This is a genomic window from Psychrobacter sp. GW64-MNA-CIBAN-0177 (genome assembly GCF_040309585.1).
Classification (GTDB): domain Bacteria; phylum Pseudomonadota; class Gammaproteobacteria; order Pseudomonadales; family Moraxellaceae; genus Psychrobacter; species Psychrobacter okhotskensis.
The window spans coordinates 1-13,787 of sequence record NZ_JBEOOY010000005.1 but is presented as its reverse complement, the minus strand read 5'-3'; the positions used below and the strand labels follow the sequence as shown (position 1 = coordinate 13,787).

Annotated in this window: 8 protein-coding genes; 6 read left to right on the top strand and 2 right to left on the bottom strand. The window is 44.9% G+C overall.

The window, feature by feature from the left end; genetic code table 11:
• Positions 1 to 5: 5 nt before the first annotated feature.
• Both AAEY79_RS04770 and AAEY79_RS04765 read right to left on the bottom strand, forming a co-directional pair.
• Positions 6 to 704 carry a hypothetical protein gene (locus AAEY79_RS04770; protein WP_201617370.1) on the bottom strand — a complete coding sequence of 233 codons (699 nt, stop codon included), beginning with the start codon at positions 702 to 704 and terminating at the stop codon, positions 6 to 8.
• Positions 705 to 747: 43 nt separating this feature from the next.
• Positions 748 to 1,704 carry a M15 family metallopeptidase gene (locus tag AAEY79_RS04765; protein ID WP_227674862.1) on the bottom strand — a complete coding sequence of 319 codons (957 nt, stop codon included), beginning with the start codon at positions 1,702 to 1,704 and terminating at the stop codon, positions 748 to 750.
• A gap of 451 nt (positions 1,705 to 2,155) precedes the next feature.
• Here AAEY79_RS04765 and AAEY79_RS04760 point away from each other — a divergent pair, with 451 nt between their 5' ends.
• The 6 genes from AAEY79_RS04760 to AAEY79_RS04735 all read left to right on the top strand — a co-directional run bounded on the left by AAEY79_RS04760 (position 2,156) and on the right by AAEY79_RS04735 (position 13,611).
• Positions 2,156 to 3,742: a hypothetical protein gene (locus AAEY79_RS04760; protein WP_350588235.1), complete on the top strand. Its 1,587-nt coding sequence runs from the start codon at positions 2,156 to 2,158 to the stop codon at positions 3,740 to 3,742.
• A 106-nt stretch (positions 3,743 to 3,848) separates the two neighbouring features.
• Positions 3,849 to 7,910: a type VI secretion system membrane subunit TssM gene (gene tssM, locus AAEY79_RS04755; RefSeq protein ID WP_201576490.1), complete on the top strand. Its 4,062-nt coding sequence runs from the start codon at positions 3,849 to 3,851 to the stop codon at positions 7,908 to 7,910.
• Positions 7,907 to 8,896, top strand: coding sequence for a type VI secretion system-associated protein TagF (gene tagF / locus AAEY79_RS04750; RefSeq protein WP_025652078.1), 990 nt, complete (start codon positions 7,907 to 7,909; stop codon positions 8,894 to 8,896). Before tssM ends, tagF begins: the two co-directional genes overlap by 4 nt.
• A gap of 65 nt (positions 8,897 to 8,961) precedes the next feature.
• A complete protein-coding gene (locus tag AAEY79_RS04745) occupies positions 8,962 to 9,795 on the top strand; it encodes an OmpA family protein (protein WP_025652077.1) in 834 nt (277 codons plus the stop codon).
• Between the two features lie 78 nt (positions 9,796 to 9,873).
• Positions 9,874 to 12,543, top strand: coding sequence for a DUF2345 domain-containing protein (locus AAEY79_RS04740; RefSeq protein ID WP_352287472.1), 2,670 nt, complete (start codon positions 9,874 to 9,876; stop codon positions 12,541 to 12,543).
• A 9-nt stretch (positions 12,544 to 12,552) separates the two neighbouring features.
• Positions 12,553 to 13,611: a DUF2515 family protein gene (locus AAEY79_RS04735; RefSeq protein ID WP_201567872.1), complete on the top strand. Its 1,059-nt coding sequence runs from the start codon at positions 12,553 to 12,555 to the stop codon at positions 13,609 to 13,611.
• The last annotated feature ends 176 nt before the right edge of the window (positions 13,612 to 13,787 follow it).

The following is a 13,787-nucleotide window of genomic DNA, read 5'->3' as shown; positions in this document are numbered from 1 at the left end:
ATCTCCTACAAGCAGCTAACCAGCGGTTGCTGATAATATTTAAGTTTGGTGGTAAAGTCAGGCACTAACTCTGGATTGACGCCTTCTTTGATATTGATATCACAAGCGCCGATATTTAAAACCAGCGCTCGGTCAAAATCGATACTATCAAGTGGTATCAATACCTGCGAGCGTTTCTGCGTATGTCTCAGTCCAACTTTGATGGCAATAAACTGTGCATCCTGTGGAATACTTAGCTTAAGACTGGTGGCACGATTGGGAATGACGCTAACTTCTTTAGCAGCCCGCTCCTCTACCTCAGCGAATTGATTCTCTTCTTCTAAAAATCCAATATAAGCCGTACTCGCGGTGCCTTGTTTGGCACGTCCAGCATTGGCATTAGCCGCAGGCAGGATTTGCAGAGTAATACTTTGACGTTTTAGCTGTTCTTGCAAGGCTTTTTGCTCGTCATTCATTGACTCAAGCCGCTGTTGCTGTTGCTCTAGTTGCGCTTTTAGGTTTTGTAAATCTTCATTCATTGCCGTGCTTTTATGGCTAATAACGTCTTTCATGCTATCGATGACGGAGGCTTCGTTATTGGTGTCTGACTTGCCAGCCAGTACAGACGCATTACTATCAGACTTACTAGCGCCACTGAGGCTACATCCTGATAGCGTGGTCGTTAATACCCAACCAAGAGCCACTGCCGCTATAGATAATTTCATACATTTGTCCATATTATTTCTGTATTTTGCTTTGTTATTGTCGTTATTGACTGGTCAAAATCTCTGCCATTTGCGGGCGACCAAGCACGCCTTTTTTGCGCAGCTCAACATGGCCCAAATCCATCATACGCCAGTCGCCGCCCCACACTAGTCCAGCCGATTTTGCTACTTTACCATATAACTGGTAGCCCTGCATCGCCCATGGATCCTTTTCAGTAATCACAATTTTACCATTTCTAATAAAGGCGCTATCGCCTGCTAGACCAAACTGATGATAGCTCTTATAAGATCCTGCCTTGGTGACATTTGGGCCTTTTTTGAGCAAGCGTGCTTGCCTTCCCGGACTACGATAGCCCTCTAGCAGCACCATGTCATAACCATATTGATCACTCATAACCTTATAGACAGTCAACAGCCGTTGGACAAACTCAGAGTTCATCTTATTCCAATTACGGTCAGCATTTCTGATGTTAATGTGCCCATTGCTGATATGCGATGCCAAAATATCACCCGAGTAGCCCGTACTGTGGTCTTGGGTATTTAAATCAGACAGGTCAGGTTCAGGGAGCATTAAAGGCCTTTGTACTGGTGACGCGTCCGTCGCCACCTCCGGCCAATAGCCCTCGTCGGTTTGCGTGGCTTGATAGCTGGCAATCTCTGCTTCTAGCTCAGCGAAAAGCTCAGCAGGCGGCGCAGGCGGTGGTCGCAATCGCTCCCCGACCAGTAATTGACTGATTTGCGAGTTGGCAGTATTCAACGAGTCATCTTGAGCATGATAAACCTCAAGAGAGTTATGCATAATCAGAAAATAACACCCCACTGTCGTCGTGAGAATGGCTAAAACAGATAAAGCAGGAACAATAGGAATGCTGTTAGGCGAGATACGTGGCAGAACTGGTAGCTTGAGCGTGGGGCGTTGAAGTTTGATCACCGAGACGCCTTGCCAAACAGTGCTCACCTTATCAAACAGTCGCTCATACAGCTGACGATCAAAAAGCATGATAATCACTGTAATGGAGACAAGCGTAAAAAGGATAACGACCAAATAAATCATAAGGAAAACAATGGCACAGTGAGGCATAAAGAAAAATAGCGGGCAAAGTATTGGAAAATACTAATGTTCAGCCATCAGCATGTCGTAGCTGGCTATTATATAGACAGATGAGATATTTTTTTATAAAAAACCCAACTTAATTGTATTTTTTATTAACTGGCTATATTGACTAATGATATAGCATGGCGATGAGCAAAAATCGAGAAGAAAAACTATTTTATACTAATTAACCAAGCAAAGTAATGATACATGGTAGCGAGAAATCTTCAAATACCATAAACTACCTCTAATAAAATTATGTAGATAAGGGGTATGGCAAGTGGGCGTAAAAAAGCTAATAACTTACGGGCGCTATGCTCTTGCACTTTTTTTAGTCATTTATCTGTTATTGGTTTGGATGTACTTTAAAGATAATACGCTGCAACTTACCTCTGCAAGACTGCTGCTATGGTTTGTGATTATTCCAATAATTTTGTTTGGCTTTATCGTGTTTATTAGATGGCGACAAAAAAAATCAGAAGCAGAAGAACTAGCGCCAGCTCAGAAAATAAGCAAAAAAATAAAGGCGCCACCTATCGATTCTTATCAATTGTTTATAAATAGTAGTATCTGTCTACCCGAAGGGATTGATTGGCCTGAAATCATAGACAATGATAACGATCTCACGGTATTGAGTGAAGCGCTATCAGACTTTGACGGCTTACCAATATTAACCAAGCCGATTGAGGGTGTCATCACCGAACGAGCAGCGCTCTACGCTTACGATAATGAGCTAGATAACGAGACATATCCTGAAGACGCGGCTGAAAGCCTAAATGAGCTAACCTTGCGTCTATGGGCATTGATTGATAATCAACTTACCGCAAGTGATGATGCACTAAGTGTACTGGCTCAGCATTTTGAGCGCATTATGCAACAAAATATCCATGAGCCAAACTCAGCGCTGAATATCCATCCAGAATGGCAGCAACACTACATCGCGAGCACACCAGAAGACTCCTCTGCAGAGGATAGCCTTCCCGTTATCTCATTGTCTACGCTGTCTGTTTATTTGTCTATTCCTGAGCTGGCTGATGCTAATTATCTGGTTGAAAGGCTAAAACAGCAATTGGCAACCTATGGTATTCCCGAGCAGCTACTCACTATTCAAACCATCATCGCTGATAAAAATCCTCGTCATACAGACTCTTTTCATAATAGCCATGACGGTGCTGATAGCGAGACCTATCAGCCGCTGCAATTTATTCACGGGCAACTTATTGCTCTGACCAAAGCTGCGACCCCCGAGATTTGTCTTTTTATCACCGTCGACTCACAGATTAATGAGCAATGGCTTGAAGCAAACTTATACGTAGACAACGCCTCCAATCTCTTGCCTACCGAAGCCGGTATATTGCTGATTTTCTATAACAAAGCCGCCAAAGACCTTCTCGATCTAGATCACAAGGTACGTTTTTCCATGACTGAAATTGGCGAGGCGCTACCCAATGATGCCAGTAGTATGGCCGCTGAGGTGCCGCAGCAGGCTTATAGCAATACTCGCCAGCATTATTTAGCAAATTTGAAAACGATAAAACAGCTGTTACTAGATAATTCATTTGCTCTATTAGATCGCCATGACGACAAAACCAAGGCAGAAGAAAAAAAGTCAGCGCAGGCCATTGACAATAAAACAACAATGACAGATACGTTAAGCGAAAATAGCATCACCCTCTTGTCAGACATTAATCCATCAACACAACCTTACGACTTATCCCTACTTATGACATTTATCGATGAATTTATAGCGCAAGGGGCGCTAGTAAATGACCACCATTTAGGGCATTATATGCCTCTGAACTCATGGTTACAGCCTTTTTTATGTCTCGCACTGTTGGTCAGCGCTGCCAAAGAACAGCCACAGGAGTCTGACATTAAACTCCTTATTACCCAACATAAGCACCGCTGTATGTTGTGGCTTGCAGAGCCCAACCAAACACTTTAGCCACTTTTAGTTCAGTTAATATTGCTCGTTTTATCGCTTATATCAGTCATTGTTTATGATGAAATGATGACTCTCTATTATTTCAAGATCACATTAGGTAGCAGGCATGTTCTCAAGGTTTTTTCATCTCATCTACAATCCAAGAGTGTTATTGGTCTTAGCTATCATAGTCGCTCTGGTCTTACTCTATGATTATGTCGCGCTACAAACCTTCTTCGTCATTATCGGTGTCTCCATAACCTGTCTGCTACTAGCGTGGTTTGGCTACTACTGGTGGAAAAAGCGTAAAAAGGCGGCCGCTGAGCTCGCAGATTTAGTAGAAGACAATAACGATGAAGGCGCTAATAGTGCCAATAGTAGTGCTGCTAAAGACGAGAATGCACAAGAAGTACAGGCCTTACGTCAGCAAATGCAAGACGCTATTAAGACCATTCGCAAGTCTAAAATTGGCGATCAAACTGGCAAAGCTGCACTGTACGAGTTGCCATGGTATATGGTCATTGGTAACCCAGCAGCAGGTAAAAGCTCGGCGGTACTTCACTCTGGGCTAAAATTCCCGTTTATGGAAAAAACCAACAAGCTGTCGGTACAAGGTGTCGGCGGTACTCGTAACTGTGATTGGTTTTTTTCTACCGAAGGCATCCTACTCGATACCGCAGGACGCTACTCTGCCTACGAAGATGACCGCTCAGAATGGCTGTCGTTTTTAAACCTATTGAAGAAGAACCGCCCCAAAGCGCCTATCAACGGTATTATTATCGCCGTTAGTATCGCTGAGCTTACCAAAAATGACCCCAGTTACGCACTAGACTTGGCCAAAAACCTGCGTAGCCGTGTGCAAGATTTAACAGAGCAATTAGAAGTTTATGCCCCCGTTTATGTGGTCTTCACAAAAATGGATTTGGTATCAGGCTTCCGTGACTTTTTTAATGATTACGAGCAAGAAGAGCGCGGGCAAGTATGGGGCGCGACGATTCCCTATCCCGAAGACCCTGATAGCATCAATATCAGCGATGTGTTTGAAGAGCATTTTGGCGTGCTGGTTAACGGTCTAAAAGATCTTAGCACCACTAAGTTGTCTCTGCGTCACCAACGTACGGTATCTCCGAGTCTGATGACTTTTCCCATGGAGTTCCAATCATTACGGCCGATGATTAGAACGCTGATGCACGCCTTATTCGAAGACAACCCTTTTCAGTTTAAGCCCATACTACGTGGATTTTACTTCACCAGTGCCTTACAAGAAGGGCAAGTCAGCAGTCAAATGACCTTACAAATGGTGCAAAATTACGACTTGCAACCACCTGCAGTGCCTTTAAGTGCTCAGCAAGAAGCCGCCGACAAGCCTTACTTCTTGCATGATTTATTTTCTAAAGTCATCTTAAAAGACAAGCATTTGGTCAAACAACATAAAAACCGCAACAAGCGTAGCCATCGCGCGCTGGCCACCCTCGCCTCTGTGGTGGTGCTATGTACAGCGGTTGGTTTATGGACTTGGTCTTATGCCAATAACAAGCAATTGACTGAACGTGTAGAAGCTGACTTGCAGCAAGTCGCACTAATGCAAAAAAATGCTAATGGTGATTTGCAGTCACAACTTGAGTCACTCACTATCCTGCAAAGTCGAATAGAGCAACTCGAAGGCTACGACGAGAATCGTCCGTTGTCGCTGAGCTTTGGGTTATATCAAGGAGATAAGCTCAAAGAAAAACTGCTATCTGAATATTATAATGGTGTAGGCATTATCGTGTTAGCGCCTACCAAACAAAACATTGAAAGGTTTTTGACCGACGTCAATACGAATGCGGCAGACCTGAAAGTGCAGGAGGCAGAAACGTCAGCAGCTGAATCCGAAACCGTGAGCAACGACGCTTATATACAATCTGACCCTACCGACGTAGAGGATGCTTATAATGCGCTGAAAGCTTATCTGATGCTGGGCAATCATGAGCACTTAGAAACCAGCCATTTGAGCGATCAAATGACACGTTTTTGGCGCACTTGGCTTGAGTCCAACCGTGCTGATATGCCGCGTGACAAGATGATTCGTCAGGCTGAGCGCATCTTAAGCTTTACGCTTGCTCATGTCGACGACCCCGCCTTTCCATTGATTCAAAATGACTTGGGACTGGTGGATAAAACCCGTACGACGTTGTCTAAAGCCAGTAAAGGCCAACCTGCCCGTGAGCGTGTCTATTCTGAGATTAAAATGCGCTCCTCTGCTCGCTTTCCATCGGTGACTGTCGCACAAATTACCCAAGACAGTGCCAATGAAGTACTGCTAGGCAGTTATGTGATCTCCGGCACCTTTACCAAGCAAGCATGGGAATCGTTCGTGAGTGATGAGATTGATAGAGCTGCTACCAATAGAGTGGTTGCCGACGATTGGGTACTTGCGACCAGTAGCAAAGATGATTTGACGCTGACAGGCAGCCCTGAACAAATACGTCAATATCTGGTCAATCGCTACAAACAAGAGTACATCATTGAGTGGAAGCGCTTTTTATCACAGGTCTACATCCGTGATAGTAAAGGCTTCGACGATCATGCGCTCTTATTAAATCAGCTGTCTAACGCCACCGAATCACCGCTAAAAACACTATTTGAGACGGTAGATCGTCAGACCCAGTGGGACAATAAAGCCGCAAACCAACCCGCAGCGAATGGCTCCAACTCTCGGCGCTCATTTGTCAATTGGTTCAAGCAAACGATCCTGCGTCAAAGCCCAGCTGAGCTTCGTCAAGCAGAAGCGGCGATGAATAATGGCAGTAATAACAGTACTAATGAAGCGGCAGCCGTCCCTGCCAGCACCGGCATGGTAGCGCAGGAGTTCTCCTCAATACACAACCTAGTCACCCCAAGAGAAGACAATCAAGACTTATCGCTATTGGATAACTATTTGGCAAGCTTAGGAGATATTAGAACGCGGTTCAATAACATAGCCCGTAGCGATGATATCGGTCCTGATGCCTTGTTATTTGCTTCGCAAACGCTCAGCACTGAAGGTTCAGAGATGACCAAGTCCTTGCAGATCTTAGATGAGCAAATACTTAGCCAAGCCAACTCTGAAATAAAACAGCTGGTACGTCCATTGCTAAGCGAGCCGCTAACTCGCTCATTTACGATGCTCCTCACCCCGACTAAGGCTGAGATTAATAAAGTCTGGCAAGCACAAGTATACAAGCCCTTTTTGGATAACTTGGGCAATAAATATCCATTTACCGCCAATGCTAACTTGGAGGCAACCCCTGCTGAGATTGGACAGTTCTTTGGGGAAGATGGCTATGTCGCCAAGTTTGTTAACGAAACCTTATCGCCTTTTATCATCCGCCGAGGCGATCAAATCTCAAGTAAAATTTGGAATGGTGCAGGCTTAGGTCTGAATCCTAAGTTCGTCGCTGATTTTGGCAGATATTTTGTCAACTATACTGGTGGCAATGCTGGAAGCGCGTCAGGCGCGAGTGGTGGCAGTGCCACTGCCAATCAAACCACATTCCAAATCATGCCTTTACCGGTAAGCGGTTTGACCGAATATACGATCGTCGTTGATGGACAGCAGCTGCGTTATCGTATGGGTACGCAAGCATGGACGACGTTTGTATGGCCAAATCCAAGTAGCCAACCAGGAGCCAGCATCAGAGCCAAAAACTACGATGGCAGGGATTACACCATATTTGAGGAAGCTGGTAGCTTTGGCGTTGAAAGGCTGATTAATAGCGCCCGCCGCACTGAGCTTGGCGACAATATCTTTGAGATGGCATGGTCAGGTGATGGCATCACTATTCCGGTACGTTTTAGAATCATCAGTGGTAGCAGTAGCACAGCCAGTCAAGGGCGCTCTAACAACCCCTTTACTGGTATGAAACTCCCTAACGAGGTGATTGCCCTTGGGGTCACACGTACGGCAAGACCTGTTACGGATAATAGCGCAGCGGCTAATAGCAATAATGCTCGTGAATCAACCGGTCAAAATACTGAGCAAACGAGTACAGCCCCTCCAGTAGCAGGCGTGTTGAACTTGGCTCCTAGTACAGACGCCAATACAGATGCTAATACCAGTGCTACCACGAGTAACGTTCAGAACACCGAGGACAATAGTGGCAATGGCGCACAAACTGCCTCGTCTCCAACTACGGCTACCTCTGAACCGCGGGAGCCAACGCCATGACTCCTGAATCACTACCCCTAGTTTATTTTGGCAAATTACCAGCTCGTGGAGACTTTATCAGGGCGCGCGCTCATATCGCTGAGACCAATGCAATTGATCAATGGGTCAGTCAAGCCTTGGCGATATCAGAAAACTTATTCAGTGACGCGAGTGACTCGTTGATAGACAGCCCACCGACGAACAACATTGCTTTTTTGAACTTTAGTCACGTAGATACGGTATCTAACGAGATTATTACCGGCGTCCTGCTTCCTAGTCATGACAGTAGCCATAGAAACTATCCGCTTATCGGTTTTGGTGTGCTTCATCTCGATAAACCAAAAAGCTGGATGAACTACCTGCCCGTTAAGTCATTAACGCTGTGGAATGAGACTTATGAAGTCCTAAGCGTGGCTAAATCTAAAACCGATAGCGCTGAGGTTATGGCGGGTCTGAACGACGGTCAGCTTACCGTCAATAAAAACGCCAGTACCCACTATTACGATTTTATCAATACCACCACATTGCACGACATCGCGATATTGATGAACATCAGTAAATCACAACTGATACAACAAATCATAGCCACAGGCTTGTTATTCTTACCGACTTATAGCAAAGGCTTTAGCGGTCTGAATAAAGCCATATATTGGACCCTGACCTCTGACAGAGAAAATGCCATACATATGGCGACTTTTTGGCATGATCTTATTAGCGGTTTTTATCAGCCACACCAGCTCTATCTGAATACGTATCTGTACCGAGTTTCAAACTGCTACCGCCTGCTATTGAGCTTTACCAAGCCGGACGGTTGCATGCTTAGCCAGCTGGCAAGTAGTGAGGACAGTCATCCCGATGATTGGGTAATCATTGCTCATAGTGACTGGACACAAAGCTATATCGATGAAGATATCGGCTTAACTCGGTTTAACAAAATATTGTTGCAAGATGACCTTTATCTGTACGATACTAGACAACTGTTTAAAAAAACCTTCTTGGCACAGTAGCTATTCGATAATTGGTCGTTAACAAGCATGCTCTCAATAACAGTAAGATTAGAAAAGGTATTTTTATGCTAGCCCAAGTCTCAACCACAATACCTAAATTAACACGTCGTAAAAAAAGCCTATTATTCGCTGCTGTTACTTTGTCTATGAGTGCTGCGGTGTTTGCGGCTCATAATGATGCTCATATTAATAATAGCCCTGAAGATGTGCCTGTGGTCATTAAAGGTGTCGTAGCTACCAGCTCGGATAAGCAGCAACTCCTTGAAAAGCTAAAGGCGCAATACCCTAACAAGCCCGTCAGAGATGAGATCGAAGTGCGTTCTAACATTAGCATACCGACCAACTGGCAACAGGTAGCGACCGCTATTATCGATAGTGATATCTCCAATATCCGTCAGGGTCGTATTGATATTCATGGGACTACCATTAGCTTGCATGGCAAGGTGAGCAGCATTGAGCAAAAGCAAGCCATCCAAAACCGGATACACACGCGCCTCACCGATCTTTACCAATTAGAAAATCAATTGGTCGTCGTAGAAGGTGAGCAGCGACTTATCGATGACACCTTGGGCAACCGTATTGTCGAGTTTGAATCCGGCAGCGCGAAGTTGACCTCAATGGGACTGGGTATTCTAGACGATATGGCTGGCGTCCTGCAGCGTGTTGGCGATAAGCCAGTGACCATCATTGGACATACTGATAATGTGGGCAACCCAAGCGCCAATCTGGTCTTATCTAACAAGCGTGCCGAAGCAGTTAAGCAATACCTCATCGGTCGTAACATTGATGCGGCCCGTCTAAGTACCGCTGGTAAAGGTGACGCTGATCCTATCGCGAGTAATGACAATGAAGAAGGACGCACTCGTAACCGCCGGATCGAATTCAATCTTGGTGAATAACGCTGCTATATACGTTGATCATGGCAGCTAAGCACTGATGCTTATGATGCCGTCTCTGACACAAGAGGGACTACCCCTATGTTACGCTTGACCAACACCGTGCTTCCGATGCACCCTGATAGGCTGTATGCGATTGAAAGCAATAGCCAAGCCCCTTACGCCAGTGCTCGACAAGATATGGCGGCTCACCGAGCGTGGCTACAGAAACTGACTCATGCTCATGAGGAAGCACACATCATCGCTCAGCTGAACCCGAACGGCTGTCACCAGCAAGAGCAGCACGGTATTGATACCTATCTATTACACGTCTATATCCATGAGCGCCATCATCCCCCTTTCACACCGTTGACGGCTTTAATCGGTAGTGCATTAACCTTGAGCTTTGATACGCCGAGCGGATTGACCTATCGTCATCTCTATATCACAGCCATTCGTCAATTGGATCATGATGGCAGTTATGGCTATTACCGTCTGCTGGCACAGCCGATTACCTATCGCTTGCATCAGCATCTACACAGTCAAATAGACACCAATTTATCTGTTCTCACTATGGTCTCAGAGCGCCTCAGCACACTAGATGTGGACGTGGTCGATGACAGCAGCAACGGTGAAAATGATACGAACTGGATACCCGCTCGTATGACTCAGTGGCAAATGAGTCACTGGTCACATATTTGTGAGCGCCTCGCGCGTCAAGGGCTGACGGCTTATCTGCGCCATGAGCAAACAGACGATCACAGCCTGCCAAAGCTCATTATCACCTCCGCCCATCCCAGCGATAGCGATGGCGTCAGCCTAAATATTGGCGCATTACGCTATCAACAAATATTACACGACCGTGTCCATGCGCCTGTCTTGGCCATCAGTGAGCAGGTCATCACCCAACCAAACTCAGTAACGATGCAGCGCTTCAATGCAGCAAATGTCGCACACCCAACCCAGTCAGCCGATATTGCGACGAGCAATAATGGGGATAAAGAAAACAATCAAACGAGTAGTCATTCACTCACTTTAGACAGCCCAGCCGCCTTTGCACCAGTAACCGATACTGAAACTATAGATGAGGCAAGCATAGTCGCTCACAGCCATCAAAGCAGATATAGCGTCTATCACGCCCTCGCCCATGCCACGGATTTGAATGTTGCTGATACTTTTATGCTTGTCGATCACAGTGCGCTCAATCAACACTACCGTGCTACCCATATCGTTCATTTGGCACGCAATAGTCTGGCACATGTGACTGGACTCACCATAAGCCGCCGCCATCATCAGCGCCATGCCTCCTCTTTGGAAGCTGGCATTCACTTAACCCAGCTGAGCCTCATTACCGCTGATACCCCGTGGGTCGGTCCTCTATACAGCAGACAGGCTCTACCGCCGATGACAGGCATTACAGACAGTCAAAGCGATACAGACAGTCGCAACCATATGACCCCGACCAAAAGCTACTTACTGGATAGTCCAGCCCAACCTATCAATCGCCTTGAAGCACAAGCTGGCGCTAACTATGGCACACACTTCACCCATCGAGCGGACGACCAAACTCTCCTGCAGTCTATCGGTGATAGCGAGCATCTAATCAATACTGGCAGTCTATTGTCGTCTACGCGCCCAAGCCTATTTGCCACGGATAATGAACAAGCGGTCGAAAGTGGTTATCGCAACACGGGTAACGGTTTATCGGAATGGATCACTGATCACCGTACAGAAAAAGCGTACTCTCAGCTAAAAGTAGACAGTGCTGGGATATCTGCCAGTCTAAAAATGGGGGTCATCAATCCATCAGACACCGCCAAACGTCAAGGTATCAATGCGGCTACTAATGCCCAAATCAATATAAAATCAGGCGAAGCCCTCGTTCTCTCCACCCAAGCACAAACCCACGCTCAATCTGGACAGCATAACTATCAGCAGTATACCCCGACTCTGACCCAAACTGCATTAGGTGGTCAGCACTTAACTGAGCGTTTAACCCAGCTGGCTACAGGACTGGGCAGAAACGTTAAAGACCATGCCAATATTAAGACTCAGTTAGAGAGTATCGCCAAGGAACAAGACACTAAAACCCATCAGCAAACACCTTACACGCTAATCGATAGCGCAGCGGATAGTGCTTATATCAGTGACGATACGCTAATTCAACGGTCAATGGGTGAGATGATCAGCACCACTCAGCAAGATATGATGATTAGTAGTGGTGATAGCCATAACCAAGTCAGCAGCGAGTCACTCAATATAGTAGCCGATGGTCAATTTAGCATGACCAATGCCAAAGATAATATCACCCTCTCAGCGCATACAGGCAAGCTGGAAGCAACTGCCAAGCAAGATGTAAACATCGCCTCTTCTACTAAAGAGGTTGAAGTAGTGGCGACGAATAAAATTACGCTAACGGCTGGTGGAGCTAGTATCACGCTTGATGGTGGTGATATTACGATAGCGGCAAAGCAATTTATGGAGAAGGCAGGTAAGCATAGTAAGGCTGGAGGTGGGATTGATAGTAGTTATTTATCGCGGCTACCTTTTGATAAGTTAGTAGAAAAAGAGTTCTTTGATGAGCAGATTCAGTTGGTTGACCCAATGGGTAATCCATTGCCTGATATGAAATATCTATTAACGGGTAAAAATGTAAATATAAAATCAGAATCAGATATTGAGGGTAAGACGCCTCGTATAGATTCGGGAGATCAGGAAGATGAACTGAAGATGCAACTAGTCTGGTCTACTTTTTTAAATAATAATAAATAGGGTGAAGGCATGGTTACTAAAGCGAAAACCAATACAACTATAAATAGCTGTACACCGAAAGCTTGTACCTGCGAAGAGTTATGGTCTGTCTCTCAGCAGTTTTGCCTAGAGCGTATGAGCGAAAAGGTCTCAAATAACACTTACAACTTCGTGGACAGTTATAGTGTAAGAGCACGACGTATTGCAGGTACATATGCTAGGTTTTATTTAGAAACTGAAAAGAATGGAGATCCACGTAAAAAAGGTCGTTTTTATTGGATGGCTTTAGGTGCGTTCGCTAGTAAAACGGTAGCTTGCACTTTGGAGCATTGGACTCTTACAGTAACTAAACACGGTATTGCAGTCACTGCTAGTGATTGGTTTGGACAAGGTAACTTTTGGCTGTTCCAAGATATTGCGGGATGGCATCATTACTATAGTAGTTATGGGTCTAAAGTTTTCTTTAACTGTATAAGTAAACGACATTCAAATAACCTCGTTCCACAAATAAAAACGGCAATAAATAAAGCCGATTGGGCAGCAAAATCTTTGCCTAAGATTAATTATTTAAAGACCAACGAACATATTCAAGCAGGGTTTGCTGAAGTTAGAAAGTTCGAAGAACTTCCTTCAAGTGATAAAGTTAAATCACAAAGAGCTCAAGCTCAATATCAAAATGTACTCATTATCGCTCAACATGAACAAGGAAAAGTCCTTCAACCCTTAATTTATGAACAATGGCGGCATAAGCGTGAGATTAATGCAATGGAATTAGCAGGTGGACTAGCACCTGAGGTTAAGCTATTTTTCTCAAATACTTGTAATGTACCGCAAGTCACAGTATACCCAACGTATCGTTATCCTGGCAGTCATCCTGAAAATAAAGACGACCCTAAATATGACAAGTATGTCTCTAAACCGGAATCAGATATTTTATTGTATAGTTATAAAAGCCGTATGAAATGGATTAAAAAAGCAGCAGAGAAATTTCATGGTCTAATGCAAACAGAAGAGAGCTATATGTTAGGCCAACTCCAAACGATGGCAGGTTGGTATCATAAACCTGATAAATTTTATCCATTTAACTAAAAGAAAAATACGATGCGATACTATCTACAACTTGCTTACGTTTTGTTTTTAAGCTTCTTTATAACCGCTTGTAATGCCCAAGATAAGGTAACCCCTATAATGCCTGATAAACCTTTAGAAATTTCATTAAACATGACTGCTAAAGAGTTATACGATGCCAACCCTGAGTATAAAGC